Genomic DNA, 25,141 nt, shown 5'->3' on the forward strand with positions numbered 1-25,141 from the left:
TTCTCCACGGCCCGCTCGGTTGGCAGCAGCAGATCTGGAACAGGACAGGGGTTATGAACGCATTCAACGAATCCGTGATCGAGGAGTTTCGGGCCAACGGCGGGAAGGTCGGCGGGACGTTCGAGGGGCGGACCAATATGGTGCTGATCACCACGACCGGGGCGAAATCCGGCCGGGCGATCACCAATCCGCTCGTCTACGTCCCCGACGGTGAGCGCATCGTTCTCATCGCGTCCAACGGCGGCGCGGACAAGCATCCCGCCTGGTATCACAACCTGCGTGCCGATCCCCGGCTCACGGTGGAGGTCGGTGACGAAACATTCACGGGCAAGGCGGAATTCGTCACCGGGCCGGAAGCCGACGAGCTCTATGACCGCATGGTCGAGCTCATGCCGGTGTTCGCCGAATACCGGGTCAAGACGACCCGCAAGATTCCCGTGATCGCGGTGTACCGCGAAACCGCCTGAAACAAACAGCGGATCCCACCTGACGGCAGAGCTTTGAAGCTCGAGCTAGCCGCTGAGGCTCGGCAGTAGTCCGCCCAGCCCGCGTCCTGGGTTGTTCGAACCGCCCCGTCCGGTACCGGGGGTGTCCGAATCGTCTTGTCCGGCACCGGGGATCGTCGAGTCATCCTGCTGGTGATTCTGGGAGTAGTACGGGCTCGCCGGGTTGTCAGGGTTCAGGGGGCTGTTGGGATCCTGGGGATTGGCCATCAGGCAGGCGGTGTCGGTCAGATCGCAGGGTTCGGTCAGATTCGGTGTCGTGGGAGTCGGCACAGGTGTCGGTGTCGAAGTCGGGGGAGTCGGCACGGGTGTCGGTGTCGAAGTCGGGGGAGTCGGCACGGGTGTCGGTGTCGCCGTCGAGCTCGGGGACGTCGGGGCGACCGGGGCGGGGGACGAGGGGATACCGGGCCCACCGGGATTCAACCCGTCCGGAGACCCGGGAGTCGAGCTGGTCCCTGCCCCAGTTCCCGTCCCCGCTCCGGTGCCCGCCGCAGTGCCGCCGCCCGTGCCGGTGGCGTCGGGTGTGGTGGCCGCTGGTGTGCTCGCGGTGCCGCCGGGGTCACCGGTGGTTGCGGCGGCGATGGCCGGAGCCCCGGCGAGTGCGGCGGCCATCAGGGCAGCGGCGAAAATTCTGCTGGTACGGGACACGAGTGGACTGGACAACTGCTCTCCTACGATCATCCTGGCCCGCCGCAGCCCGGCGCGCCGTCGGCTCGAGCCAATCACCCGAAGATGCGAGGACGATCGGCGTCCGGTGCCAGTTGGCTGTGAATGACGCAGGCGCGTAACAACTTTGGCGCCGAAGGCAGTTCACTCGACCGATCGCACCCGAATTCCGCCGGTGTGATCCATGCCACTGCCTGTCACATATGGCCGACGTGGCCGGTCGAGAGAGTGAACCCGCAAACAACGGCAGGAAAGAGAAGACAATGGCTCTGCAGGTCACCACCATCATGCTGGCAGTCGACGACATGGAGCGTTCCAAGAAGTTCTACGTCGCCCTCGGCGCGAAGCTCGGCCAGGACTTCCCGAACTTCGCCTCGTTCGAACTCGACGGCGGTTCCGCCCTCGGCATCTACCCGGTGGCCCACGCCGCCGGCGACGCCGGAGTCTCCCCGGAGGGCACCGGCTTCCGCGGCGTCTCCTTCCACCACATCGTCGACACCACCGAGGAAGTCGACGCCGTGATCGACACCGCCATCTCCTCCGGCGGCGCAATCGTCAAGCCCGCCACCGCCGCCCAATGGGGTGGCTACTTCGGCTACATCGCCGACCCCGACGGCCACCTCTGGAAGATCGCCACCTCCGCATGACCGCGGCCTCGACGGTCGACGGCCCGAAATCGAACGGGCCGTTGACCTTTCGACTGTCGGTCAACTCCTCGGGCAGTCGAGCCCGCCGCTGTCCAAGCAACGGGTGAACACATCCCACTCGCCGGGCGTGAACACCAGCGCCGGGCCATCGGCGTCCTTCGAGTCACGAACGCCGACCTTCCCCCCATTCAGGAACGCGACCTCGACACACTCCCCACCGGCCTGGCTGTAGCTGCTCTTGAACCACTGTGCATTGGGCAGGTGGACGTTCACGGTGCGTACTCCCTTGCGATCCGTCTCAACAGGTTTCGAGAGGCTGTCTCGTCCAAGGCGGCCTGACGGAGGGTCTCGTGGCCGGAATACCTGCGGCCACGAAAACCATTGCGGGAAAGGTGACCTCGCCGACCGCGAAGGCCGGCGAGGCCACCCACTCACCTGAAGGCAGCGGCGGTACTAGACCGTGCCGCCGTTGACGCGGATGTTCTGGGCGGTCACCCAGCCACCCGCGTCGGAGGCGAGAAACGCGACCACGGCGGCGATCTCGTCGGGCCGGCCGAGCCTGCCGAAGGCGCTCAACGCTTCCAGGCCGGCGAGGAACTGTTCGCTCTTGCCGATCCGGTAGGTCTCGGTCTCCGTGGCGCCGGGGCTGACGGTATTGATGCTGATGCCGCGCTTGCCGAAATCCTTGGACAGGATGTGGGTGAACTGTTCGACCGCGCCCTTGGTGGCGTCGTAGACCGCGTAGCCGGGCAACATCAATCCGGTCGTCGAACTCGAGATCGTGATGATGCGCCCGTCGTCGGCCAGGTGGTCCCAGGCCAGCTGCAGACCGTGGAACACGCCCTTGACGTTCACCGCGAAGCTGCGATCGAACTCTTCGGAGGTGACCTGGTCGAACGGCTTGGTGATGGCCACCGCCGCATTGTTCACCAGGATGTCCCAGCGGCCGAAGGCGGAGAGCAACTGCTCCACCATCGCCCGGTACTCGTCCGCGTTCGTCACATCCGCCGCGATCTCGATCGCGCTGCCGCCGGCCGATTCGATCTCGGCGACAGCGGCTTTGGCGAGCTCGGGAGTGTGCGGGTGATTGATCACCACCTGCGCGCCCGCGGCCGCCAGGGCGCGGGCGATGGCCGTGCCGATACCGGTGGCCGCCCCGGTCACCAGGGCCGTTCTGCCGGCCAGTGATTCAGACATGCGGTGTCCCTTACCTTCTACTCGAACCAGTAGTCGAGCCAGATCTCGGCGTTCTCACCGAGGTTGGCCTTGAAGCCACCGGTGCCCCGCAAGCCGGCCAGCTTGCCGGTGCCCGACTCGGGCACCACGAACCACTCACCGCTGACGATATTGTCGGCGACGCTGCCCTGGTCCTGCAGCAGGAAGGTGCCCGCCCGGCCGGCGATGGTGCCGGTGACCCGCTCGATGCCGACGAAGCTGGCGCTGCCGTCCGCATTGGCGGACTGCAGGAACTCCACCACGCCCTCACCGGAGATGTCGCCACTGAAGCTCTCCTCGACGTGGATCCGGGTCAGCACCGGGCCCTCGGCCGGCTCCTCGTAGGCCGCCGGCTCGTACTTGTGGACGGTGATCCGGCCGGTGGCGTGGGTGGTTTCGGGATTGCTCATCAATTTTCTCCTTCGTTTCTCGGAATACGGATCAGCGGTAGCCGTACTTCTGCCAGTTCGACAGCACGCGCTGCTGAATCTCTGCGGGCCAGCCGTTTTCGAAGCTGCCCTTCACCGGGCGCTTGCCCTCCGGGTAGAGGTCGGCGAGCAGGCAGTTGTAGACCACCTTGCCCGCCATGAAGGTGTGCTTCTCCTCGTCGTCGAGGTACACCGGCAGGTCGTCGCTGAGCTTGTGCGGGAAATGGAATTCACCGCGCTCCACGTCGGGGTGCGACCGGGTCGCGAACGCCCACACCACCTCGTCGAGGTTGGTGATGTCGACATCGTCCTCGACCAGCAGGATCTTGGGTGCGTTGACCGATGCCTTGCCGGTGAACGCCACATCGGCGACCCGCTGTACCAATTCGGCCGAGGAGATCCCGAGAGTCCGGTGCCAGTCCTGGCGCACCGACAGGGTCAGCCAGTGCATGGCGGCCTCGGGGGTGTGCCAGGCCGAGGAGATCGGCAACCCGGCCTGACGCAATTGGTAGAGCAGTTCCGCGCCGTGCATGGTGGCGGTGCAGGTGTGGTCTTCCTCGACCGGCGGGCCCGCGGCGACCACCGGCAGGATGGCACCGTCGCGATAGGTGATCGCGGTGACATCGAAACGCGCCTTCGGAGAAGCGACAGTGGCGTTGTAGCCCGGGAATTCGTTGAACGGGCCCTCCATGACGGTTTCGTCGATCGACACGAAGCCTTCGATCACGATCTCCGCGGTCGCGGGCACCAGCAGGTCGACCGTCTCGGCCGGCACCACCTCGATGCCCTCACCGAAATAGCCGCCGATGAAGTCGCACTCGGATACGCCGTCCGGCAACGGCATTCCGCCGACGAACGGCAGTCCCGGCTCCACGCCCAGCGCCAGCACGATCGGCATCGGCTTGCCGATCTCGGCCCACTTCGAGCGGACGATGCCCAGATGCTGCACCGGAGCGATCAGACAGGCCAGGCTCTTGCGGTCGTGGATCATCATGCGGTTGACCGACCAGTTCGTCCACGACCCGTCCGGGGTCCGGGCGATATTGATTCCCCAGGTCTCGATGTAGCGACCGCCGTCGTTGCCGTGAATGCGCGGCGTCGGGAAGATCGTCAGGTCGACGTCGTCACCGAGCAGGATGTTCTGCTTGCACGGAGCGCCCGCCCTGGGTACCTCCACCGGCGGAATACCCGGCTTGCTGCGGGCCTCGACCAGCGCCTCCATCAGCTCCTGGCCCTTCGCCTCGGCGGGTAGCCCGAGCGCCATCGTGATGCGCGCCAACTGATGTTCGGCGCTGCTGAATGCGCCGGGGGCGCCCAGCACCCGGAACCCGGTATCGCCGTATCCGGTGACGTTGGTGAAAAGCGGTGCGGGAGCCCGCAGATCGTAGGAGCGCCGGGTGACCGCACCGATCTCCAGATCCCAGTCGACCTCGTGATCGATGGTCTGCAGCTCGCCGATCCGCTCCAGCTCGGAGAGAAATTCGCGCAGGCTCTTCAGATGTTTCACGGATGATTCCTTCGAGGAGGTGTCACTCGCCCCAGCGGGGCATATCCGGTAGATCGATGCCGAACAGATCCAGCGCCCGGCCGACGGTGTGATCGACCAGTTCGTCGATGCTGTCGGGGCGCAGATAGAAGGCGGGCACCGGCGGCATCACGATGCCGCCGGATTCGGTGACCGCGGTCATCGCGCGCAGATGGCCCAGTGTCAGCGGGGTTTCGCGCACCATCAGCACCAGCCGGCGCCGTTCCTTGAGGGTCACGTCCGCCGCGCGGGTGAGCAGGTTGTCACCGTTGCTGTAGGCGATGGCCGACAGCGTGCGAATCGAGCACGGCGCCACCAGCATTCCCGCCGTCCGGAACGAGCCCGATGCGATGGCCGCCCCGATGTCGGCGGGACGGTAGACCACGTCGGCCATGGCCGCGAGATCCTTTGCGCTGAACCCGGTTTCGTAGGCCCGGGTCTGCTGCCCGGCGGGAGTCACCACCAGATGGGTCTGCACCCCGGCCTTGCGCGCAAGTTCCAAGGCCCGGATGCCATAGGCGATTCCGGTCGCTCCGCTGATTCCCACCACCAGCCGCCGCGGTTCCCCGGTTCCAGTCTCTGACACCGCCTCAGCGTTGCCGACCAGGGGCGACTCGCAGAAGGACCGTTCATGTCAGGTAGGGAACCGAATGCGTCATCCTCGACCGGCCGCCGCGGCGCAGGCGATCCACCACCGATTTCGCCGAGAGCGTGACCCGGGCGTCGGATTCCGGTCAGCGCTTACGATGACCATGTGTTCGATTCGGTGCCCGCCTATAGCGCAGTATTGGCCCGATGCGTACTGAACACGGCGGGCGAAGGAGTCGACACGCGCATGCTGCTGCGTGACGCCGGCCTGCCACAGTCGGTGCTGACCACCGAGCACGGCATGGTGTCCAGCGGCGCTTACCTGCGGCTGTGGGAGAACGCCGAATTCCGCCAGGATGCACCGGAAGTCGGATTGCGGATCGCCACGACGTACCGGATCGGCCGATTCGGCATCTTCGACTACCTGTTCAGCACCGCCGCCACCGTCGCCGAAGGGCTCGCCGCGGTGCGGCGCAGCAGCGCGCTGATGGCCACCACCAATCACCACTACAGGTCGGCTCCGGACTCGGGCGACAGCGAGCACACCATGGTGCTGGAGATGATCGACGGCGAGGGGCGCGGCGCCGATCTGACCATCCAGGCCGCCTACGCCAGCACGCTGGCTCGCATCCGGCACGCCAGCGGGGCATCGATCACCCCGACCCGAATCACCTTGCGACAGCAGCCACCTCGGGCCATGGGCGCGTTCATCGACGCCTTCGGTACTGCGGCCATCGACTTTGGCGCCCCGTTCGACAGCGTGACGCTGCGTGCCTGCGACCTGGCGTTGCCGCTGCGCACCGCCGATCCGGTACTCGCGGAAATCGTGCGTGGGCACGCGGAGTCGCTGTCGGCTCCGCTGCTCGACGCGCTCTCCTGGCCGGAGCAGGTGCGGCGGGCGCTACGGGAGATGCTCGGTGGGGACGACGTCTCACTGAACGCCGTCGCGCGATGCCTGACCGTGAGCCCGCGAACCCTGCAACGCCATCTGGCCGAATCCGGCACCACCTGGCGGCGCGAACTGGACCTCGCCCGGCAGACGGTGGCCCGGCAGGCCGCCGAGACCACCACCAAGTCGTCGCTGGCCCACCGTCTCGGCTATTCCGATGTGCGCGCACTGCGCCGCGCGGCTCGCCGCTGGGACTCCGGCGAGGAGCAGCAGGCGAGCTGACAACCGAGCTGCCCGCCCTACCATCGATCCCCACAGCCGACTCCCAGGAAACCCGCAGTGATCATGGAGATTCGCCGCTGATCATCGACAACGGCCCGCGCAGCGTGCCGCAGATTTGGGCAGGATCGCGGGGAGAACAATGCAGGGCGCACGGGTACTGGCGGCTGTCGCGGCAGCCGCCGGATACGCAATGATCACAGCACACGCCAGCGCGGCCTACGCGCCGCACGAGAAAACCTATTCGACGGCAAGCGGATTCGCGTTCACCGTCGGACAGCGGGACCTGGACGCCCGGCCGATCGCGCCCTTGAACGGCATGCCGACCAATCGAGAAGTGTTCCTGGACAGCACTTCCTACGGGACCGTGCCCGCGGGAGCCACCGGACATCTGAAGACCGGGTACTACGTGGCCTGCCAGGCGGACATCGACGCCAAGTTGCACATCGACCCGGAACTCGACCTCAACCCGACCGTCACCGCCACTGCCGGGCTCGACACCTCGCTCGGCCCGCACGCCGGCGTCGACCTCAGCGTCGGACCCACGGTCACCGGCGGCGTCGGCGTCGACATCTCCATCGCCCCGGGCAAGATCGCCGACGTGGTCGCCGGGGAGAAGGACCTGCCGGGCAACGGCGGCACCGGGACACTGCTGATCCAGGACTTCCACCTCATGGTCGGCGACTGCGGCGGACCACTCACCATCCGGCCCTACACGCTCATCAGCGCCGACTCCGGACCCGACGGCGGCAGCGGCGCGGTGTACGGCGACCCCATCACCCTGTAGGGCCCGGGACCGCACCCATCGCCGCCGGTAGGGCACGGCTCCGGGCCGAAGTTCAGGTACCCATTCAGGGTGATCCCCGATGCGCCCGGACAACGCCGAACAGCACGATGGAAGCCATGACGAGAACGAGCGACTGGTCCAAGAGCGCCGGGCGTACCGGCTTCTCCGATCAGCTTCACGATCTGTGGCAGACCCGGCCGGTGCGCTTCCCGAAGGACGGACCGCTCGCGGGCGTCGCCGTCGGCTTCGGCCGCCGCTACAACGTGGACCCCGTCCTGGTGCGGGTGGCGTTCGTGGTGTCGGCGCTGTTCGGCGGCGCGGGCATCGTGCTCTACCTGCTCGGCTGGCTGCTGCTCCCGCAGGCGGGCGACCAGTCCTCGCCGGCGGAATCGCTGTTCGGCCGCGGCCAGTCCTCGCAGAACTCGTCCCGGACCATCGTGCTCATGGTGGCGTTGGGGATCGCCGTGAGCACGATGGGACCCGTCGGCGTCGGGCTCGGCGGGTCCGGCGTCATCAGCTTCGCGCTCATGCTGGCCGGCTGGTGGCTGCTCTACCAGCGCCAAACCCAGCCGCCCGCCGCCTATTTCGACCAGACGGCCGCCGACAGCCTCCTCAACACCGGCTACCCCGGTACCACCAACCCGTACTGGACCGGCTACCCGGGCGCCAACGCCGTCACCTTCCAGACCTACGGCCCGTACACCACCCTCCCGGACCACTACGAGCCCGATCCGAACCAGGCGCCCGCGCCGGAATCCGCTGCCGCCCAGCCCATGTCGCCGCCCGGCACGGAACAGCAGCCCGCCCCGGGCGGCGACGCCGGCACAGCGGTACTCCGCGCCAACCCGCCCGACGCCGGCACCGCCGTCCTGCACCCGGAATCGCCTACCCCGCAGCATCTTCCGGACGCCGCGGTAACCGAGGTGCTCGATACGCGCTACGCCCCAGCATCCTCCGTGGCCGACACCGTGGTGCTACATAAGTCCGGATCCCCCTCGGGCCCGGGCACTTCCGGAGAGCCGGCCGACGCCGCCCGGACCGGGACCCCGGATCAGGGCACGGCCGGGAGCCAGCGGGCGGATTCCGGGCAGCCCGGCAGCACAGATCCGGCCGCACCGGTCGACATGAGCAAGCCCGGATCCCCTGCCACGCCTGCCCCGAACAACCCCGCACCGACCGACGACGGGAACACCGGCGGAAACGAGACGCCCGCCCTCCCCCAGATCGGCGAACCCCGTGTGCTGCACCAGATTCCGTCGGCCGCCGATCGCCCCCGGGCCGGATTCGGGCCCGCGCCCATCTCCCCCGACTTCGGGCCCACCCCGCCCGGCTGGGATCCGCTCGGCGTGGCCCCGCTGGCCTGGGAGCTCCCCGAGCCGGGCATGCCGCTGCAGCAGACCGCCGTGCAGGCGCCCCCGCGCCGGCCGCGCTCCCGGCTGACCGCGGTCACCATCGGCCTCGCGATCCTGGCCGCCGCCGCAGCGGGTTCCGTGGCCGCCTCGGGCGTGGACTGGATGACCCCGGCCCGGATCGGGTCCGCGGCCCTCGCGGTGATCGCGCTCGGTCTGATCATCGGCGCGTTCCTGCGCCGCGGCCACGGCCTCATGGTGCTCCTCGCCCCGCTGGCCGGATTCGTCATCCTGGCCTCGCTGGTGGGTCCCATCGAATTCGATCAGGGCGCGATGGGCGACCACCGGTGGGCCGCCGCAACGGCTTCCGAGCTCCTGCCCGAGTACCACGTCAGCATGGGTTCGGGCACCCTCGACCTGAGCAGGCTGCAGCTGACCGAGGACCGCGACGTCGCGGTGAAGGTCCGCATGGGCGACGCCCGCGTGGTGCTGCCGCCCAACCTGCGCGTCAATACGACATGCACTGTCCGCATGGGTGATTCGAATTGCCTGAGCGGAATGTCCGGCCCGGCGACGGGTCCCGTCCTGAACCTGACCGTCGATGTGCAGATGGGAAATGCGGAGGTGAACCGTGGCTGAGAACCAGAACAAGAACCGTCGTCCCTCGTTCGGACTCCTGCTGGCCGGCCTGCTGGGCCTGGGCGTGAGCGTGTGGGCCTTCGTCGGCCCCCACTTCTGGCCCGTCTCCGGCGGACTGTCCCTGGGCTGGATCGTGGTGATCGCCGCCATAGTCGTCGGCATCGTCCTGGTTCTCACCCCGAGGAAGAACCGGGACTAGCGAGCCGACCGCGCTGCCCCTTCCCTCGCCGGGGTAGCGCACACTCCTTCTGGGAACTGCCCTTCCGAGAAGGCTCCCCCGCCTCCCCGACACTTCAGCGCACAGCTCAGGTGCCGTTGACCGTCGCACACGCGTGCCGGCGGTCGAGTGCCGAACCGATTTCGGGCGTGCCCGACGAGTTACCCCGGACGGCACGAAATCAGTTGTCACTCTGGGAGACGAGAGAAACAAGATGGCCCGCACCAGCCAGGTGCGGGCCATCTTGGTGTCAGCGGGACGTTTTCACTCCCATTCGATGGTCCCCGGCGGCTTGCTCGTCACGTCGAGCACCACGCGGTTGACCTCCGCCACCTCATTGGTGATGCGGGTGGAGATGCGCTCCAGCGCGTCGTAGGGCAGGCGGGTCCAGTCGGCCGTCATGGCGTCCTCGCTGGAGACCGGGCGCAGCACGATCGGGTGGCCGTAGGTGCGGCCGTCGCCCTGCACGCCCACGCTGCGGACATCGGCCAGCAACACCACCGGGCACTGCCAGATCGACTTGTCCAGACCGGCGGCCGTAAGCTCCTCGCGCGCAATGGCATCCGCCTGGCGCAGCAGCTCCAGCCGGTCGTGGGTCACCTCACCGATGATGCGGATCGCCAGACCCGGACCCGGGAACGGCTGGCGCGCAACGATTTCCTCCGGCAGGCCCAGCTCGCGGCCGACCGCGCGCACCTCGTCCTTGAACAGCAGCCGCAGCGGCTCGACGAGCGCGAACTCCAGATCGTCGGGCAGACCGCCGACATTGTGGTGGCTCTTGATGTTCGCGGTGCCCGCACCGCCGCCGGACTCCACGACGTCCGGGTACAGCGTGCCCTGCACCAGGAACTCGACCTTGGTCTCGCCCTGCTCGCCGACCACCTCGGAGACCGCGTCCTCGAACGACCGGATGAACTCCCGGCCGATGATCTTGCGCTTCTCCTCCGGATCGGTGATGCCCTTCAGCTCACCCAGGAACTTCTCCACCGCGTCGACGGTGACCAGCTTGGCCCCGGTCGCGGCGACGAAATCACGCTGCACCTGCTCACGCTCACCCGCGCGCAGCAGACCGTGATCGACGAACACACAGGTGAGGCGATCACCGATGGCCCGCTGCACCAGCGCCGCCGCCACCGCGGAGTCCACGCCGCCGGACAACCCGCAGATGGCGTGCCCGTCCCCGACCTGCTCGCGCACCTGGGCGATCAGCGCGTCGGCGATATTGGCGGGCGTCCACGCGCCCGGAATCTCGGCGATCTCGTGCAGGAACCGGCTCAGCACCTGCTGGCCGTGCGGCGAGTGCAGCACCTCCGGGTGGTACTGCACACCCGCCAGCTTGCGCGCCCGATCCTCGAACGCGGCGACCGGTGCGCCCGCGGAGGTCGCGGTCACCTCGAACCCGGCGGGGGCATCGGTGACGGCATCGCCGTGGCTCATCCACACCGGCTGCCGGGTCGGCAGGCCGCCGTGCAGGATGCCGCCGTCCACGCTCAGCTCGGTGCGGCCGTACTCGCGAGTCCCGGTGTGCGCCACCGTCCCGCCGAGCGCCTGCGCCATGGCCTGGAATCCGTAGCAGATACCGAAGACCGGCAACTCCAGATCGAACAGCCGCGCGTCCAGCTGCGGCGCGCCCTCGGTGTACACGCTGCTCGGCCCGCCGGAGAGAATCACCGCGAGGGGGTTCTTCTCCGCGATCTCCTCCACGGTGATCGTGTGCGGAACCACCTCGGAATACACACTCGCTTCGCGCACCCGGCGCGCGATCAACTGCGCGTACTGCGCGCCGAAGTCGACGACAAGGACTGGTCGCTGGGTTTCTGCCACGGCCATAGTCTAGTGAGCGATACACATCACATTGACCACGCCTCCCCGGCCTTTGGTCTCCGCTGGATATACCTGCGGATCGGTAGGTGGCAACTGATCTTGTGAGAGGCGGGTAACTCACCGGGTACGTCCAAATTCGGTTCGGCACCCAGCCGCCGGCCCGGGTGCGTGGCAGTCAACGGCACCGAGCCGCCCGCCGAAGTCTCGGGGAGGGGGGATGGACCTCCACCCCGGGCCGAGGTCCGCCGCGGCCTCGGCAGCGGCGGCCGCGCCCGGCCCGGAAGTGGTGGCATCGGGACGGTATTCGCGTCGGGTGGGTCACCGATAGGGACTTCCGGCCCATTCCTCGCGAACCTCGGCCAGTCGCGTCGGGACACGGCCGACCCGTCGCACCGAGCGTCGCGGTGCGCAGGAAAGCTCGCCGGATTGTCACCGGTGCTGGCTATCCTCTACCTCGTGCCATTCGCCCGTGCGATCGATGCCGAGATCCACTACGAGGACAGCGGGGGCGGAGGCCCGGTGGTGCTGTTGGGGCACGAATTCCTCATGGACCGAACGATGTTCGCGTCGCAACAGGCGGCGCTGACACCAGAGTTCCGGATCGTGACCTGGGATGCGCGCGGGCACGGCCGCACCCGCGACGAGGGGCTGCCGTTCACGTACTGGACCTCCGCCCGGGACGCGCTGACCGTACTGGATCAGCTCGGCGCGGAACGCGCCGTGGTGGGCGGGATTTCGCAAGGCGGCTTCATCGCCCTGCGCACCGCGCTGCTGGCCCCCGGCCGCGTCGCCGCCCTCGTCCTGCTCTCCAGCGAGGCGCACGAACCCACCCCGGCCGAACTCGCCAACGCCCGTAGGTTCCTCGACAAATGGTATGAGGACGGGCCCCGCCCGGCCCTCGCCGAATACCTGGCCCGCTGGCTCATCGGCGACGACGACTGGTACCGCGCCGTCTGGGTGAAACGCTGGCTCGCCCGCGACCCCACTGCCACCGAGGTGGCCGCCGGCGCCCTGCTGGGCCGCGACTCGGTCCTGGACCGACTATCCGAAATCACCTGCCCCGCTTTGGTCATCCACCCCACCCGCTCCGGCGTCCCCCGCTCCCACGCCCGCGAACTCGCCGACCGCCTCCCCAATGCCCACTACCTCGAAATCGAAGGCGCCCGGCAAACGGTGAACATGACCCACCCCGTGGCCGTCAACACCGCGGTCCGAGAATTCCTCCGCGACTTGACTCCCCCGCCGCCCCGCGCTTTCAGCGCCCAGCTCGGGAGCCGTTGACTCCGTTCGCAAAGGTGACAACTGATTTCGTACCGATCCGGGTAACTCGTCGGGCACGTCCAAAATCGTTTCGGCACCCGACCGCCGGCACGCATGCACGACCGTCGACGGCTCCCGAGCCGGGCGCTGAAGGCACGGGGAGGCGGCGGAGACCGATCCAGGACTTCGACAGCGGCCGAAGTCAACCGGTGGCACGGACGTCGGATACAGTTCGCGCCCTTGCACATTCGGGTGAATGCACAAGGGCGCGAGGCCGTGCTCTGTGGTCAGGCGCGAATGTTCAAACCGACCTTCTGGAATTCCTTGAGGTCGCTGTAGCCGGTCTTCGCCATCGAACGACGCAGGCCGCCAACCAGATTCAGCGAACCGAACGGGTCGTTGGAGGGGCCGTAGAGGACCTGGTCCAGCGGGACGCGCTCCTCGTCGACGGCGTACGGCAGCACCGCGCCACGCGGCACCGACGGATGCGCGGCGGCCGACGGCCAGTACCAGCCGTTGCCCGGGGTCTCCCGCGCCATGGCCAGCGGCACGCCCAGCATGACCGCGTCCGCGCCACAGGCGATCGCCTTGGCGATGTGGCCCGAGGTCAGCGTCTCGCCGTCGGCGATGACGTGCACGTAGCGCCCGCCGGTCTCGTCCAGATAGTCGCGACGCGCGGCCGCGGCGTCGGCTATGGCGGTGGCCATCGGAACCCCGATGCCGAGCACCTCACCCGTGGTGGTGGCGCCCTGCATGGAGCCGTAGCCGACGATGACGCCCGCCGCGCCGGTGCGCATCAGGTGCAGCGCGGTGCGGTGATCGGACACGCCGCCCGCCACCACCGGCACATCCAGCTCGGCGATGAAGGTCTTCATGTTCAACGGCTCACCGTCGCCCACGTGCTCGGCCGAGATGATGGTGCCGTGCACCACCAGCAGGTCGATGCCCGCCTGCACCAGCGCCGGGGTCAGCGCTCGCGCGTTCTGCGGGCTCACCCGCACCGCGGTGGTGACACCGGCCGCACGCACCTGCGCGACCGCGGCGGCCAGCAGATCCGGCTGCATCGGGGCGGCGTGCAGCTCCTGCAGCAGCGCCACCGCGGCCTCGGTGCCCTCCTTCTCGCCGACCTCGGTCAGCTGCTGGATCTTGGCGGCCACATCGGTGTGCCGGGCCCACAGGCCCTCACCATTGATGACGCCCAGACCGCCGGCCTTACCCAGCTCGATGGCGAACTCCGGCGACACCAGCGCGTCGGTGGGATGCGCCAGGAACGGGATCTCGAAGCGGTAGGCGTCCAGCTGCCAGGACAGCGACACCTGCTTGGACGAGCGGGTCCGACGGGACGGAACGATGTCGATATCGTCCAGTTCGTAGGTGCGCCGGGCGGTCCGGCCCATGCCGATCTCGACCATATCGCGCATCGTCAGTCCTCCTGTGTCTGATTTGCCCTCCGCTTCGCTCCGGGCGGGTTCGCGGCGCTGGAAGTCTCGTTCTTCCCTTCTCCGCTCCTCCGCTTCGCTCCCCCGCTCCGTCAGTCCAGAACGAGACGCGCCGCGAACCTTGTGGGCGTTGGTATTTGCCGGTTATGTCCGGCTACGAACGGGTGGTGTAGTTGGGAGCCTCGACGGTCATGGTGATGTCGTGCGGGTGCGACTCCTTCAGGCCCGCCGCCGTGATCTGCACGAACTGCGCCGCCTGCAGATCGGTGATGCTCTGCGAACCGGTGTAGCCCATGGCCGCGCGCAGACCGCCCACCAGCTGGTGGATGACCTGATCCAGCGGGCCGCGGAACGGCACCCGGCCCTCGATGCCCTCGGGCACCAGCTTCTTCTCCGAGAGCACGTCGTCCTGGAAGTAGCGGTCCTTGGAGTACGACTTGGCCTCGCCGCGACCCTGCATGGCGCCCAGCGAACCCATACCGCGGTAGCTCTTGAACTGCTTGCCGCCCACCAGGATCAGATCGCCGGGCGACTCGGCGGTACCGGCCAGCAGCGAACCGAGCATGACGGTCGAGGCGCCGGCCGCGATGGCCTTGGCGATGTCACCGGAGTACTGCACACCACCGTCGGCGATGACCGGCACACCGTGCGGCTTGCACGCCGCCACGGCCTCCAGGATCGCGGTGATCTGCGGCGCGCCGACACCGGCGACCACGCGCGTGGTGCAGATGGAGCCGGGGCCCACACCCACCTTCACCGCGTCCACGCCCGCCTCGACCAGCGCCAGGGCGCCCGCGCGGGTGGCGACATTGCCGCCGACGATCTGCACCCGGTCGCCGACCTCGGCCTTGACCTTGGAGACCATCTGCAGCACGCCCGACTGGTGACCGTGCGCGGTGTCGACCACCAGCACGTCCACGCCGACCTCGGCCAGCGTCATGGCCCGGACCCAGGCGTCCTCGCCGACACCGACCGCGGCGCCGACCAGCAGGCGGCCGTCACGGTCCTTGGTGGCGTTCGGGTACTGCTCGGTCTTGACGAAGTCCTTCACCGTGATCAGGCCGCGCAACTTGCCGCTGCCGTCCACGATCGGGAGCTTCTCGATCTTGTGGCGGCGCAGCAGGCCCAGCGCGGCCTCGGCGGTGACGCCCTCCTGGGCGGTGATCAGCGGCGCCTTGGTCATCACCTCGGCGACCTTGCGGTCCTGATCGACCTCGAACCGCATATCGCGGTTGGTGATGATGCCGACCAGCATGCCGCGCTCGTCCACCACCGGCAGACCGGAGATGCGGAAGCGGGCGCACATGGCGTCGACCTCGGCCAGCGTGTCATCGGGGCGACAGGTCACCGGATCGGTCACCATGCCCGCCTCGGACCGCTTCACCGTCTCGGCCTGCGCGGCCTGCGCCTCCACCGACAGATTGCGGTGCAGCACGCCCATACCGCCCGCGCGCGCCATGGCGATGGCCATGCGCGCCTCGGTGACGGTGTCCATGGCCGAACTCACCAGCGGGGTGCGCAGCGAGATCTCACGCGTCAGCTTGCTCGAGGTGTCGACCGAGCTCGGAATCAGATCCGAGGCCGCGGGCAACAACAGCACGTCGTCGAAGGTGAGACCGAGCATGGCGATCTTGTCGGGATCGTCGCCGCCCGTATGGGGGCGGCCAGTGTTTCGTTCGCCCGTCACGGGACTGCTCATTCGGATCGACCCCTCCTGGACCTCGGCAACATCCACCGGACCGGGCACCGATGGACGCGTGGATGAATGGCAATGCCGGCGTTTGCTACCCGGCCTTTGGTCAACCATGGTATCGGCTCGACAATTCCACGCCGCACCCCGCCCGACCCCGCGTCAGTGGGCCTGACAGCGCCGTATCGACGAGCACATCCGCTGCGGTTTGCCGGCCGTGCCATTACTGTGTCGGCAGCCACGACATCACGACACCTGCCCAGGACAACCACTGTGCCTGCCCAGGACAACACCGCGCGCCACACCGAGAGCGCACTGTGCGCCGCACCACCAGCGAAGTGAGGGCAAATCCCCTTCAGCGCTGGCGCACATGGGGTGGTTCTGCGTACCGTGGGACTGTGCGTGACCATCTACCACCTGGCTTGCCGCCGGATCCGTTCGCCGGAGACCCCTCCGACCCGTCGGCCGCGCTCGATGCCATCGAGCCGGGGGAGCCGCTGGATCCTCACGAGCGCCTAGCGGTCGAAGAGGATCTCGCCGACCTCGCGGTCTACGAGGCGCTGCTGGCCCACCGCGGCATCCGCGGTCTCGTGGTCAGCTGTGAGGACTGCCGGCAGGATCACTACCACGACTGGGACATGTTGCGCGCCAACCTCCTCCAGCTACTGGTGGACGGCACGGTGCGACCGCACGAGCCCGCTTACGACCCGACGCCCGAGGCCTACGTCACCTGGGACTACTGCCGCGGTTACGCGGACGCTTCCATGAACGAGGCACTGCACGGCGACGGATTCGACGGGTTCGACGTCTGATTCATCGAAAAGGGCCTGCATCCCAAGGATGCAGGCCCTTTTCGCATGTCCCGCGAAGGCCGTTCCGCCCCGCTGACGTGAAAACCCGATCGGCGCACGACGATCGGGTGAAGCGGGGTGTCCTAGTGCGTCCCCGGCAACGGAACCGGCGGCAGCAGGCCACCGCCGGTCGGCAGGACGATCGTGGACGGGACGGGCGCGACGGGCGAGGGCTTTTCGACCGGCGGCGGCTGCAGGCCGCCACCCGTGGTACCGCCACTCGTCGGACCGCCACCCGTCGTACCGCCTCCGGTATTGCCTCCGCTCGGAACCACGACCGACGTCGGGTTCCCGCCGCCACCGGTCGGCGGCACCACCGGCGGTTCGGATTCCTGCGGCAGGGAGGGCACGGTGGTCACCGGCGGAACGGTCGGCACCGTCGAAATTCCGCCTCCGGCGCCCGGATTCGGGCTCGGCGCGGTTTCGACCGGCCGCGAATCGACGGTCGTCGACGGGCTGCCATCCGTCTTGGTCGGCGGATTCACCGGCGGCACCGGCTGATTCGGCGTGGTCGTCACGGCCGGCACCTTGGTGGTGCTGCTGGTCGGGGCGATCGACGCCAGCGAGCTGGCCACCTCGGGCGCCTTCTGCTGCAGCACCGCGTACAGCTGCTGCCAGCGGTCGGTCAGGTTGTCCTTCTTGCCGGAGTCGTTGACCTGGGAGGCATTGTCGGCGGCACGCTCCATCAGCGGCTTGGCCTCGTCGGCCTTGCCCTGCGCGATGAGCTGCTGCGCCTGCACCAGATCACTGTCCGCCCGCGAGACAACCGTTGATTGGGCCTGTTCGCTGAACACGACCTCCTTGACCCGCCAGAGCGGATCGCCGGGACTCGCGTTGTAGGAGAACGCCGTCAGACCTCCGATGACGAGTGCCATGGCCGCCGCCGCACCCAGGATGGGCCGGACGAGCCTTAGTCGCCCGCGATTCGACGCGCCGATTCTGGCCTGCCGTGCGCCGATCTCCTGGTTGACCGCGGCGACAATGGCATCCAGGTCCGGTCCGGCCGGCAACGGCTCGGCCACGATCTCCGCGCGCCAGTCCGCCAGCAAAGCGGCGAGCTGATACTCCTCCGAAGTACCCGTCTGCACGGGGCCGTCGCCGGAGATGGCGTCGATCAGTGCATCGTCGCGTCGCACCGCGGCAATGTCCACCGGCCCGGTATCACCGGACGCCTCGGCGTAGGGACCGCTGTTCTGCGATCCAGGTCGCGCCTTCCAGTCGCCCCGACCGCGCTCGCCATCCCTAGCCATACATTTCACCTGCCCTCGCCACTTGAGACTTGAGTTTCGCGAGTGCCCGGTGCTGGGCGACTCGTATAGCACCCGCCGTACTGCCCACGGCGACTGCAGTTTCTTCAGCCGACAGACCCATGACCAGGCGAAGGATCAGGATTTCTCGATGCTTTTCCGGCAAGGTCGCCAGCAGAGCGTTCATCTGCCGGCTCGTTTCGGATTCGAGAGCTCGCTGCTCCGGTCCCTGGTCGGTGGATATGACATCCGGTACTTCGGCCATGGCGTCCGCCTTGTTACGGGCGGAATTTCTGTGGGCGTCTGCGACCTTGTGCGAGGCGATGCCGTAGACGAAAGCCATGAACGGCCGACCCTGATCCTGGTACCTGGGGAGGGCGGTCATGACGGCCAGACAAACCTCCTGCGCGACGTCGTCAGCGGAGAGCTGGCCACGTTCGGCCGATCCGATGCGCGCACGGCAATACCGCACCACGAGGGGGCGGATGCTCACCAGTACCTGGGAAAGGGCCGCCCGGTCGCCCTGCGCTGCGGCAGCGACGACTGCGGGATCCAACTCCTCACCCGTGTTGTTCATCGTCAGAGCTGTTCCTGGCGTTTTCGAGAGTGGCACGGCGGCGGGAGAGCCGGTGCTTCCGCCGATGGGGGCGGAACGGTCCAACAATAGCGGCTGGCGCATTGATGCCAGCTGTTACGGGGTCCTTCTCCGGGACGACTCAGGGAAGTCCCGGAGGGCGCTCAGGGATGGCCGAGAAGGCCGCTGGCCGAACGCAATCGCCCGCCGCGAGCGTCCAGCAACCGCGCGCACTCGGCGGCCACGATCGCGCCGTCACCTCCGGGTTCGACGCCGGAGCGCAGCATGGCGCAGGCCCAGCGCAGCGGCAGTAGCTCATGTTCGGCGCAGGCGCGATCGACTTCGGTTGCGAGAGCCCGGGATCGGTCGAGGTCGCCCGCGGCGGCGCTGGCGGCGGCCAGCAGTAGCCGGGATTTCACTCGATGCCGCAGCGAGGGCGAGTTTTCCGCGAGAGCGAGGGCGGCCTCGGCGTGGGCCAGGGCGGGATCGGCCGGAGCCGGGCGACCGCCGGCCGCGAGCTCGGCCGCGGGAACGGAGATCAAACCGGAGCCGGGGGCCGACAGCGCCGTCTCGGCAGCCACCCAGTGCAGACGGACACGCGGGCGCCACGCACTCGGGGCATCGGTCAGATGAACGTCGAGGTGTTTACGGCAACGATCCAGCAGCCGGGCGGCAAGCGCCGGGCGGAGGGTGCCGAGAGCATCGGCGGCGAGTCCGGTCAACGCATCGCAAACCGCTTCGGCGCGCCTGATTTCCGCCGGGGTCGCGGCGGGCGCGGCCACGGGAGCACGATCGCCGGCGACGGCGGGCAGGGCGAGGGCGGCCGCGCGGCCGTCGGCCACGGCGGCGTCGCCGTGCCAGCCGAGCTGGCGCAGCAACGAAGCCTCGGTGCTGTGGGTGAGCGACAGCAGCGCGGGGTCGGTGGTGGCGCGGCGGGCGCGGGCGAGCTCGGCGCGCGCGGCGGCGTAGTGTCCGATTCCACTGAGCGAGACTGCTCGCATCCAGGATTCGGCGGCGTCGGCGGCCGCGGGCAAACCGGTGGCAGCGCGTTCTGGCGTGGCGCCGAAAGCGGCGTCGGCGAGTTCGGAGTTCACTTCGAGCACAGGCACAGCCGCACTGTAACCAGTGCCGGGGCAAGTGCGGGCAGCTGCCATACCATAGGCCCCCAGCTATCGATCAGCATTCACCAGCGCCTTTGTGTTTCCACTCCGTAAATCTGTTCTCGCTATCGCCCAGCACGCCCGTAAGGAATTCGTATAGCGTTTCGCGCTATTAACCTGACGGCCGCGAATCGGCCATCTCTACCCTACTCAGCGCGAGATGTCCAATGGCTGAGATCACTCTGATCGAGACTCTTGCATAGATCGAGTGACAGGTATCGACCCTCGAAAAGCTGCTGCTACCAGGCACTTCGACCAGACGGATGGGCTATCACGGGTTGGTCACGGTGCTGGGCAACCGATCAGTATCACCACAGGTAGGCGGTTTTGTAAATAGCTAGGATGTTAATTCTCTAATGTGCACGTATTCGGCTCGAGTCGAATGAAGCTATTGACTCGAATTCGTTGTCCGACCTAACGTACGTCATCGCCGTCGTTGGCGTCGTGTCGAATTGCGGAGCCGACGAAGTGCGATCGCCGGGCCACGGCGATGCGGCCACCTGTTTGCCACCAGCACCGCTCGACAATGCCGACGAGCTCGCACCATGAGGAGTTCACCATGCCTATGCCGACCCACCTCCCAGGTCCGAACGCCGATGTCTGGGATTGGCAGATGCGCGGATCCTGCCGCGGCCAGGACTCCGCGGTGTTCTTCCACCCGGACGGCGAACGCGGCCGTGCCCGGGCCCAGCGCGAGCTACGCGCCAAGGAGATCTGCAAGTCCTGCCCGGTGCTGCTGCAGTGCCGGTCGCACGCGCTGAAGGTCAGCGAGCCCTACGGCATCTGGGGCGGCATGTCCGAGACCGAGCGCGAGCTACACGCCCGCCGCAACCGCCGGCGCATCGTCGCCTGACCCACCTGTTCTGCGCTCCAGGCAAACTCGCGTGACTGGTGTTCACCAGCGGTATCACTGAGGCCGGCGACCGGGTGCGCTCGAGATTCCTCCCATCCGACAGCGATGGCGTGCCGAATGTCTAGCAAACACCCGGCACCGCTCGAGAGGGTCGGCGACGACCGGCGTCACGGCATGTCTCGAATGTCATGTATGCGACGGTTCGGTCAACTGGAAAGCCACTCTGCCACAGTCTCTTTGCCGATACCCCCACGCGAGAGGAGGTTATAGCGGCACGCTACCCTCGTGGCCGATGACACAGAACGGAGCGTTGTGACAGCGCGGCCGCCTGCCGCAGAGGGCAACTCGTTCCAGAGCTCGAGGGACGGAGGGGCGGAAACGCCCAGCGTGGACTCTGCGGTGACGGCGCGCGCAGCCGAAAGTCTGGAACTAGCCGCACTCCTCGAGCGTTGCGGGCAGTCGGATCAGCAGGCGTTCGCCGAGCTGTACGACCGCACCAGCGCGAGAGTGTTCGGCCTGGTTCTACGCGTGCTACATGATCCGGGCTATGCGGAGGAGACCACGCAGGAGGTCTATCTCCAGATCTGGCGCACGGCAGCCAACTTCGACCCGTCCAAGGGTTCGGCCGTCACCTGGTTGATGACGCTGGCCCATAGGCGCGCGGTCGACCGGGTTCGGGCCGAGCAGGCGCACGCCCTGCGCGAGGTCGCGTACGGCACCAGCACCCTCGGCAACGAATTCGACGAAGTCACCGAGGAGGTCGGGCGTCGGCTGGAACAGCAGGCGGTGCTCGCCGGCCTGGCGACGTTGACGGAGACGCAGCGGGAAGCCATCTCCCTCGCGTACTTCGGCGGACGCACGTACGCCGAAGTCGCAGCCCATCTGGGCGTGGGGTTGCCGACCGTCAAGTCCCGTATACGGGATGGATTGACACGACTCAAGAAAAGTTTGGGAGTGACGTGAGATGAAAGAAAGCCAGATCGATCTCGCGCACACTGTCGCGCTCGGATCGATCGGCGACGAAGATCAGCGCGCAGTGGCGGACCTTTTGGATACCGACGACGCCGTACTGCGCGCCGCCTTCACCCAGGAAGTGCAGCAGACCCGAGAAGCCATCATGCTGGCCGCGTCCGCGGTGGCCGTACCGCCACCGCCCGCGCTCCGCGATCGCCTTCTCGCCGCGATAGCCACAGACCAGGCACCGCCGAACACGATCCACCGCTCCCACCCCGGTCTCCACCACGGAAATGGCCGCTCCCCCAGTCCGATCCACGACTGAGAGCTCATTTCCCGAAGTACGAGGTCCCGAACCCGTCACGCCCGCGAGGCCCCATTGCCTGCCGCCGATTCAGGTCGCCTGACCGGTTTCGGCTGCATGCTTTGCCGGTAAAGACCGATTCGTATGCGACTCCTCAGCATCCTCATTCGCTCCTACCGCCGTGGCCTCGCGGGACTGGCCGCTGTCACCCTCGTCATCGGGGGTCTCTATGCCTTCACCGACTCCCATTCGGGCGATCTCCGGGACCCATCCCCCGCCATCCCACTCCCGCCCGTCTCCGGGCCGCTGGGCCCGAATTGGCTGACGCCGTCACCGACCGACTCCTACCCCGGGCCCACGCTGACGAACTCCCCGGCGCGCTGACTCCCGCGCGGATCCGAAAACCAATGCGGGCCCGCATACCCGGACCGATACCTCGCGGCGGTCGGATTCCGTTCGGGCATTGGAACTTTCATCGAGCGAGGCCGGTACTGCCTCGGTGGACACGGCGCGGCGGCCCGAAAATGACAGTGGCGCAATGCAGTCCAGGCGAGACCACAGCAAGCGGGGCGTCACCATGGCAGCGGGCGGGACCATGGCGGTGCGGGCGTCACCATGGCGGTGCGGGGCGTGGCGCAGTCGCGCCGACGGCCGGATCGCGCCGGAGGAAGTCGGGTGGCGCGGTAGGGGTTCGGAGACGGCGAGGCCCCCGGACAGCGGGCTGTCCGGGGGCCTGAGCTGACGTCAGCGGGGCTGGGTCAGTGGGCGTGGCCGTGGTGCGCGTTGGCGGGCTCTTCGACCGGCTTGTCGACGATCGCGGACTCCGTGGTGAGCACCATGCGCGCCACCGAGGTGGCGTTCTCCACCGCGGAACGGGTCACCTTCACCGGGTCGATGACGCCCTCGGCGACCAGGTCGCCGTAGGTGAGGGTGGCGGCGTTGAAGCCGTGCTTGCCGTCGGACACCTTGGACACGACGACCGCGCCGTCGACGCCGGCGTTGCTGGCGATCCAGAACAGCGGCGACAGCAGGGCCTGACGCACGACCTCGACGCCGACCGCCTCGTCACCGGAGAGCGAGTCGCGCAGGGCGTTCAGCGTGGACGCGGCCTGCACCAGGGCGGTGCCACCACCGGGGACGATGCCCTCGGCGACCGCGGCCTTGGCGGACGCGACGGCGTCCTCGACGCGGTACTTGCGCTCCTTGAGCTCGGTCTCGGTGGCCGCGCCGACCTTGATGACGGCGACGCCGCCGGCCAGCTTGGCCAGGCGCTCTTCCAGCTTCTCGCGGTCCCAGTCGGAGTCGGTGTTCTCGATCTCCTTGCGCAGCTGGGCAACTCGCCCGTCGATGTCGGACTGCGCGCCGGCGCCCTCGACGATGGTGGTCTCGTCCTTGGTGACCACGACGCGGCGGGCCTTGCCCAGCACGTCCAGGCCGGCCTCACGCAGGGTGATGCCCAGGTCCGGGTTGACCACGGTGCCGCCGGTGACGATGGCCAGGTCGTCCAGGAACGCCTTGCGGCGGTCACCGAAGAACGGGGCCTTCACGGCGACGACCTTGAGGGTCTTGCGAATCGCGTTGACCACCAGGGTGGACAGCGCCTCGCCGTCGACGTCCTCGGCGATGATGACGACCGGCTTGCCCGACTCAGCGATCTTCTCCAGCAGCGGCAGCAGATCCGGCAGGGAGCTGATCTTCTCGCGGTTCAGCAGGATCCACACGTCCTCGTAGACCGCCTGCATGGTCTCCGGGTCGGTGACGAAGTACGGGGACAGGTAGCCCTTGTCGAACTGCACGCCCTCGGTGATGGCGACCTCGGTCTGCAGACCCGAGGACTCCTCGATGGTGACGACGCCGTCCTTGCCGACCTTGGTCAGCGCCTCGGCGACCAGCGCGCCGATCTCCTCGTCCCGCGAGGACACGGTGGCGACCTGCGCGATGGACTTCTCGCCGTTGACCGGGGTCGCGGCGGCGTGCAGGGCGGCGGCGACCGCCTCGGCGGCCTTGTTCATGCCCTTGCCCAGGGTCATCGGGTTGGCGCCCGCGGCAATGTTCTTCAGGCCGCCCTTGATGAGGGCCTGCGCCAGCACGGTGGCGGTGGTGGTGCCGTCGCCGGCGACATCGTTGGTCTTGGTGGCGACGCTCTTGACCAGCTGCGCGCCCAGGTTCTCGAAGGGGTCCTCGAGGTCGATCTCACGGGCGATGGTCACGCCGTCGTTGGTGACGGTCGGGCCGCCGAACGCCTTGGCCAGCACCACGTGCCGGCCGCGCGGGCCCAGGGTGACCTTGACGGCGTCGGCGAGCTTGTCGACGCCGCGCTCCATGGCCCGACGAGCCTTCTCGTCGAACTCGATCTGCTTTGCCATGTACCTACTCCTGAAATGAGTTGGGTCGGAACGCACTCCGCCCCGGGCCGGTTGCTGTTGGCAGCTGCGACTCCGGGGCGGTGTCTCTCGAGGGGGTTTCAGGGGAAGCCCCTGAGAGCCCCGAGAGTTGGAGCGTTCTTACTTGGTGACGACGGCCAGCAGGTCGCGAGCCGACAGGATCAGGTACTCCGCACCGTTGTACTTGATCTCGGTGCCGCCGTACTTGCTGTAGATGACGACGTCGCCTTCCTTGACGTCCAGCGGAATCCGCTTCTCGCCGTCCTCGTCCCAGCGACCCGGGCCCACGGCGATGACGGTGCCCTCCTGGGGCTTCTCCTTCGCCGTGTCGGGGATGACCAGGCCGGAGGCGGTCGTCGTCTCGGCCTCGTTGGCCTGGACGAGGATCTTGTCCTCGAGCGGCTTGATGTTCACGCTCGCCACGTTGAGCCCTCCACTTTCAGGGGATTCGTCGCGTCCGGGGCTGTTCCCCGGACTCACGGTTTCGGTCATGTGTGTGACCCTGCGCAATCAGCCCCGTCGTCGCGGGTGCCGGGACCCCTGCTCAGTAGTCATCAGCTGGCACCTCAGCACTAACCCAGTGCCAACTAGCACTCTATACACGGGAGTGCCAGCGCTCAAGGCCGGGCACTGCTACTCGGCGCCCGGTGTTACCTGTAACGCCGCTGGACAGCACGGCAACACCGCTGGACAACGCGACTCGCCGACACGACGGCCCGGGAATCTGAGGTCTTCCAAAGAAATCCGAAAATCTGTAACGTTCGGATAACGGATTGTGACACCATTGACGTCGGCCACGCGACGAGACCGACTCGGTCCCGCCACGTGCACCGTCGAGAGTTTCACAACTGCTTCACCCCGCTAACCGC

General features: G+C 68.0%; 25 protein-coding genes. 12 read left to right on the top strand and 13 right to left on the bottom strand.

All coding sequences use genetic code 11. From position 1 onward, the window contains the following. Positions 1 to 53: 53 nt before the first annotated feature. Both ACWEQQ_RS03040 and ACWEQQ_RS03045 read left to right on the top strand, forming a co-directional pair. Complete coding sequence (locus ACWEQQ_RS03040; protein ID WP_452346939.1) at positions 54 to 467, top strand: nitroreductase family deazaflavin-dependent oxidoreductase; 414 nt, start codon at positions 54 to 56, stop codon at positions 465 to 467. Positions 468 to 1,432: 965 nt separating this feature from the next. Next, the gene (locus ACWEQQ_RS03045; protein ID WP_354830292.1) at positions 1,433 to 1,816 is read left to right on the top strand and encodes a VOC family protein; all 384 of its coding nucleotides are present in this window, start codon (positions 1,433 to 1,435) and stop codon (positions 1,814 to 1,816) included. Between the two features lie 60 nt (positions 1,817 to 1,876). Here the strand turns inward: ACWEQQ_RS03045 and ACWEQQ_RS03050 are convergent, their stop codons facing one another. The 5 genes from ACWEQQ_RS03050 to ACWEQQ_RS03070 form a co-directional block, all read right to left on the bottom strand. Beyond that, complete coding sequence (locus ACWEQQ_RS03050; protein WP_452346940.1) at positions 1,877 to 2,089, bottom strand: DUF397 domain-containing protein; 213 nt, start codon at positions 2,087 to 2,089, stop codon at positions 1,877 to 1,879. 180 nt (positions 2,090 to 2,269) lie between these two features. Further along, positions 2,270 to 3,013, bottom strand: a complete 744-nt coding sequence (locus ACWEQQ_RS03055) for an SDR family oxidoreductase (RefSeq protein WP_452338434.1) — start codon at positions 3,011 to 3,013, stop codon at positions 2,270 to 2,272. A 17-nt stretch (positions 3,014 to 3,030) separates the two neighbouring features. Continuing rightward, positions 3,031 to 3,441 (bottom strand): DUF3224 domain-containing protein, encoded by a 411-nt coding sequence (locus ACWEQQ_RS03060; protein WP_452338433.1) that lies wholly within the window; start codon positions 3,439 to 3,441, stop codon positions 3,031 to 3,033. 31 nt (positions 3,442 to 3,472) lie between these two features. Beyond that, on the bottom strand, positions 3,473 to 4,966 hold the full coding sequence (locus ACWEQQ_RS03065) for a UbiD family decarboxylase (protein ID WP_452338432.1): 1,494 nt from the start codon (positions 4,964 to 4,966) through the stop codon (positions 3,473 to 3,475). A 22-nt stretch (positions 4,967 to 4,988) separates the two neighbouring features. Continuing rightward, a complete protein-coding gene (locus ACWEQQ_RS03070; RefSeq protein ID WP_452338431.1) occupies positions 4,989 to 5,570 on the bottom strand; it encodes a UbiX family flavin prenyltransferase in 582 nt (193 codons plus the stop codon). 180 nt (positions 5,571 to 5,750) lie between these two features. Between ACWEQQ_RS03070 and ACWEQQ_RS03075 the strand changes: the two genes are divergently transcribed. The 4 genes from ACWEQQ_RS03075 (at position 5,751) to ACWEQQ_RS03090 (ending at position 9,714) form a co-directional block, all read left to right on the top strand. Beyond that, complete coding sequence (locus ACWEQQ_RS03075; RefSeq protein ID WP_452347084.1) at positions 5,751 to 6,743, top strand: AraC family transcriptional regulator ligand-binding domain-containing protein; 993 nt, start codon at positions 5,751 to 5,753, stop codon at positions 6,741 to 6,743. Between the two features lie 190 nt (positions 6,744 to 6,933). Then, complete coding sequence (locus ACWEQQ_RS03080) at positions 6,934 to 7,527, top strand: MspA family porin (RefSeq protein WP_452338429.1); 594 nt, start codon at positions 6,934 to 6,936, stop codon at positions 7,525 to 7,527. Positions 7,528 to 7,643: 116 nt separating this feature from the next. Next, positions 7,644 to 9,515, top strand: coding sequence for a PspC domain-containing protein (locus tag ACWEQQ_RS03085; RefSeq protein WP_452346941.1), 1,872 nt, complete (start codon positions 7,644 to 7,646; stop codon positions 9,513 to 9,515). Beyond that, the gene (locus ACWEQQ_RS03090; RefSeq protein WP_354830305.1) at positions 9,508 to 9,714 is read left to right on the top strand and encodes a hypothetical protein; all 207 of its coding nucleotides are present in this window, start codon (positions 9,508 to 9,510) and stop codon (positions 9,712 to 9,714) included. Before ACWEQQ_RS03085 ends, ACWEQQ_RS03090 begins: the two co-directional genes overlap by 8 nt. Before the next feature lie 282 nt (positions 9,715 to 9,996). Here ACWEQQ_RS03090 and guaA read toward each other — a convergent pair whose 3' ends face one another. Continuing rightward, positions 9,997 to 11,562, bottom strand: coding sequence for a glutamine-hydrolyzing GMP synthase (gene guaA, locus ACWEQQ_RS03095; RefSeq protein WP_452346942.1), 1,566 nt, complete (start codon positions 11,560 to 11,562; stop codon positions 9,997 to 9,999). Positions 11,563 to 12,012: 450 nt separating this feature from the next. Here guaA and ACWEQQ_RS03100 point away from each other — a divergent pair, with 450 nt between their 5' ends. Beyond that, the gene (locus ACWEQQ_RS03100; RefSeq protein ID WP_452338426.1) at positions 12,013 to 12,837 is read left to right on the top strand and encodes an alpha/beta fold hydrolase; all 825 of its coding nucleotides are present in this window, start codon (positions 12,013 to 12,015) and stop codon (positions 12,835 to 12,837) included. A 266-nt stretch (positions 12,838 to 13,103) separates the two neighbouring features. Here ACWEQQ_RS03100 and ACWEQQ_RS03105 read toward each other — a convergent pair whose 3' ends face one another. After that, positions 13,104 to 14,237 carry a GuaB3 family IMP dehydrogenase-related protein gene (locus ACWEQQ_RS03105; RefSeq protein WP_452346943.1) on the bottom strand — a complete coding sequence of 378 codons (1,134 nt, stop codon included), beginning with the start codon at positions 14,235 to 14,237 and terminating at the stop codon, positions 13,104 to 13,106. Positions 14,238 to 14,409: 172 nt separating this feature from the next. Continuing rightward, complete coding sequence (guaB, locus tag ACWEQQ_RS03110) at positions 14,410 to 15,954, bottom strand: IMP dehydrogenase (protein WP_354830311.1); 1,545 nt, start codon at positions 15,952 to 15,954, stop codon at positions 14,410 to 14,412. Positions 15,955 to 16,343: 389 nt separating this feature from the next. Between guaB and ACWEQQ_RS03115 the strand changes: the two genes are divergently transcribed. Next, on the top strand, positions 16,344 to 16,757 hold the full coding sequence (locus ACWEQQ_RS03115; RefSeq protein ID WP_029923780.1) for a DUF5319 domain-containing protein: 414 nt from the start codon (positions 16,344 to 16,346) through the stop codon (positions 16,755 to 16,757). A gap of 122 nt (positions 16,758 to 16,879) precedes the next feature. Here the strand turns inward: ACWEQQ_RS03115 and ACWEQQ_RS03120 are convergent, their stop codons facing one another. From ACWEQQ_RS03120 to ACWEQQ_RS03130, 3 genes are all read right to left on the bottom strand, one after another. Next, positions 16,880 to 18,046 (bottom strand): anti-sigma-D factor RsdA, encoded by a 1,167-nt coding sequence (locus ACWEQQ_RS03120; protein ID WP_452346944.1) that lies wholly within the window; start codon positions 18,044 to 18,046, stop codon positions 16,880 to 16,882. Next, the gene (locus ACWEQQ_RS03125) at positions 18,039 to 18,620 is read right to left on the bottom strand and encodes a sigma-70 family RNA polymerase sigma factor (protein WP_213557917.1); all 582 of its coding nucleotides are present in this window, start codon (positions 18,618 to 18,620) and stop codon (positions 18,039 to 18,041) included. The genes ACWEQQ_RS03120 and ACWEQQ_RS03125 overlap by 8 nt, the downstream gene beginning before the upstream one ends. Before the next feature lie 161 nt (positions 18,621 to 18,781). Beyond that, the gene (locus ACWEQQ_RS03130) at positions 18,782 to 19,726 is read right to left on the bottom strand and encodes a hypothetical protein (RefSeq protein WP_452346945.1); all 945 of its coding nucleotides are present in this window, start codon (positions 19,724 to 19,726) and stop codon (positions 18,782 to 18,784) included. A 610-nt stretch (positions 19,727 to 20,336) separates the two neighbouring features. Here ACWEQQ_RS03130 and ACWEQQ_RS03135 point away from each other — a divergent pair. The 4 genes from ACWEQQ_RS03135 (at position 20,337) to ACWEQQ_RS03150 (ending at position 22,272) form a co-directional block, all read left to right on the top strand. After that, on the top strand, positions 20,337 to 20,630 hold the full coding sequence (locus tag ACWEQQ_RS03135; protein ID WP_040855647.1) for a WhiB family transcriptional regulator: 294 nt from the start codon (positions 20,337 to 20,339) through the stop codon (positions 20,628 to 20,630). A gap of 387 nt (positions 20,631 to 21,017) precedes the next feature. Next, positions 21,018 to 21,593 (top strand): sigma-70 family RNA polymerase sigma factor, encoded by a 576-nt coding sequence (locus ACWEQQ_RS03140; protein ID WP_364605372.1) that lies wholly within the window; start codon positions 21,018 to 21,020, stop codon positions 21,591 to 21,593. A gap of 1 nt (position 21,594) precedes the next feature. Then, positions 21,595 to 21,909 (top strand): RskA family anti-sigma factor, encoded by a 315-nt coding sequence (locus ACWEQQ_RS03145; RefSeq protein ID WP_379425686.1) that lies wholly within the window; start codon positions 21,595 to 21,597, stop codon positions 21,907 to 21,909. A gap of 123 nt (positions 21,910 to 22,032) precedes the next feature. Continuing rightward, the gene (locus tag ACWEQQ_RS03150; protein WP_452338422.1) at positions 22,033 to 22,272 is read left to right on the top strand and encodes a hypothetical protein; all 240 of its coding nucleotides are present in this window, start codon (positions 22,033 to 22,035) and stop codon (positions 22,270 to 22,272) included. A gap of 374 nt (positions 22,273 to 22,646) precedes the next feature. On the opposite strand, the gene groL is transcribed toward ACWEQQ_RS03150, so the two are convergent. Both groL and groES read right to left on the bottom strand, forming a co-directional pair. Next, on the bottom strand, positions 22,647 to 24,254 hold the full coding sequence (gene groL, locus ACWEQQ_RS03155; RefSeq protein WP_452338420.1) for a chaperonin GroEL: 1,608 nt from the start codon (positions 24,252 to 24,254) through the stop codon (positions 22,647 to 22,649). A 138-nt stretch (positions 24,255 to 24,392) separates the two neighbouring features. Next, positions 24,393 to 24,695 carry a co-chaperone GroES gene (groES, locus tag ACWEQQ_RS03160; RefSeq protein WP_040855536.1) on the bottom strand — a complete coding sequence of 101 codons (303 nt, stop codon included), beginning with the start codon at positions 24,693 to 24,695 and terminating at the stop codon, positions 24,393 to 24,395. Positions 24,696 to 25,141: the final 446 nt, after the last annotated feature.

This window comes from Nocardia sp. NPDC004123 (assembly GCF_053603795.1).

What these genes read in the sequence shown, in the direction of transcription:
- ACWEQQ_RS03040 (WP_452346939.1), top strand. Translation starts at nt 54, where the DNA reads ATGAACGCATTCAACGAATCCGTGATCGAGGAGTTTCGGGCCAACGGC.
- ACWEQQ_RS03045 (WP_354830292.1), top strand. Translation starts at nt 1,433, where the DNA reads ATGGCTCTGCAGGTCACCACCATCATGCTGGCAGTCGACGACATGGAG.
- ACWEQQ_RS03055 (WP_452338434.1), bottom strand. Translation starts at nt 3,013, where the DNA reads ATGTCTGAATCACTGGCCGGCAGAACGGCCCTGGTGACCGGGGCGGCC.
- ACWEQQ_RS03060 (WP_452338433.1), bottom strand. Translation starts at nt 3,441, where the DNA reads ATGAGCAATCCCGAAACCACCCACGCCACCGGCCGGATCACCGTCCAC.
- ACWEQQ_RS03080 (WP_452338429.1), top strand. Translation starts at nt 6,934, where the DNA reads ATGATCACAGCACACGCCAGCGCGGCCTACGCGCCGCACGAGAAAACC.
- ACWEQQ_RS03085 (WP_452346941.1), top strand. Translation starts at nt 7,644, where the DNA reads ATGACGAGAACGAGCGACTGGTCCAAGAGCGCCGGGCGTACCGGCTTC.
- guaA (WP_452346942.1), bottom strand. Translation starts at nt 11,562, where the DNA reads ATGGCCGTGGCAGAAACCCAGCGACCAGTCCTTGTCGTCGACTTCGGC.
- ACWEQQ_RS03105 (WP_452346943.1), bottom strand. Translation starts at nt 14,237, where the DNA reads ATGCGCGATATGGTCGAGATCGGCATGGGCCGGACCGCCCGGCGCACC.
- guaB (WP_354830311.1), bottom strand. Translation starts at nt 15,954, where the DNA reads ATGAGCAGTCCCGTGACGGGCGAACGAAACACTGGCCGCCCCCATACG.
- ACWEQQ_RS03120 (WP_452346944.1), bottom strand. Translation starts at nt 18,046, where the DNA reads ATGGCTAGGGATGGCGAGCGCGGTCGGGGCGACTGGAAGGCGCGACCT.
- ACWEQQ_RS03125 (WP_213557917.1), bottom strand. Translation starts at nt 18,620, where the DNA reads ATGAACAACACGGGTGAGGAGTTGGATCCCGCAGTCGTCGCTGCCGCA.
- ACWEQQ_RS03135 (WP_040855647.1), top strand. Translation starts at nt 20,337, where the DNA reads ATGCCTATGCCGACCCACCTCCCAGGTCCGAACGCCGATGTCTGGGAT.
- ACWEQQ_RS03145 (WP_379425686.1), top strand. Translation starts at nt 21,595, where the DNA reads ATGAAAGAAAGCCAGATCGATCTCGCGCACACTGTCGCGCTCGGATCG.
- ACWEQQ_RS03150 (WP_452338422.1), top strand. Translation starts at nt 22,033, where the DNA reads ATGCGACTCCTCAGCATCCTCATTCGCTCCTACCGCCGTGGCCTCGCG.
- groL (WP_452338420.1), bottom strand. Translation starts at nt 24,254, where the DNA reads ATGGCAAAGCAGATCGAGTTCGACGAGAAGGCTCGTCGGGCCATGGAG.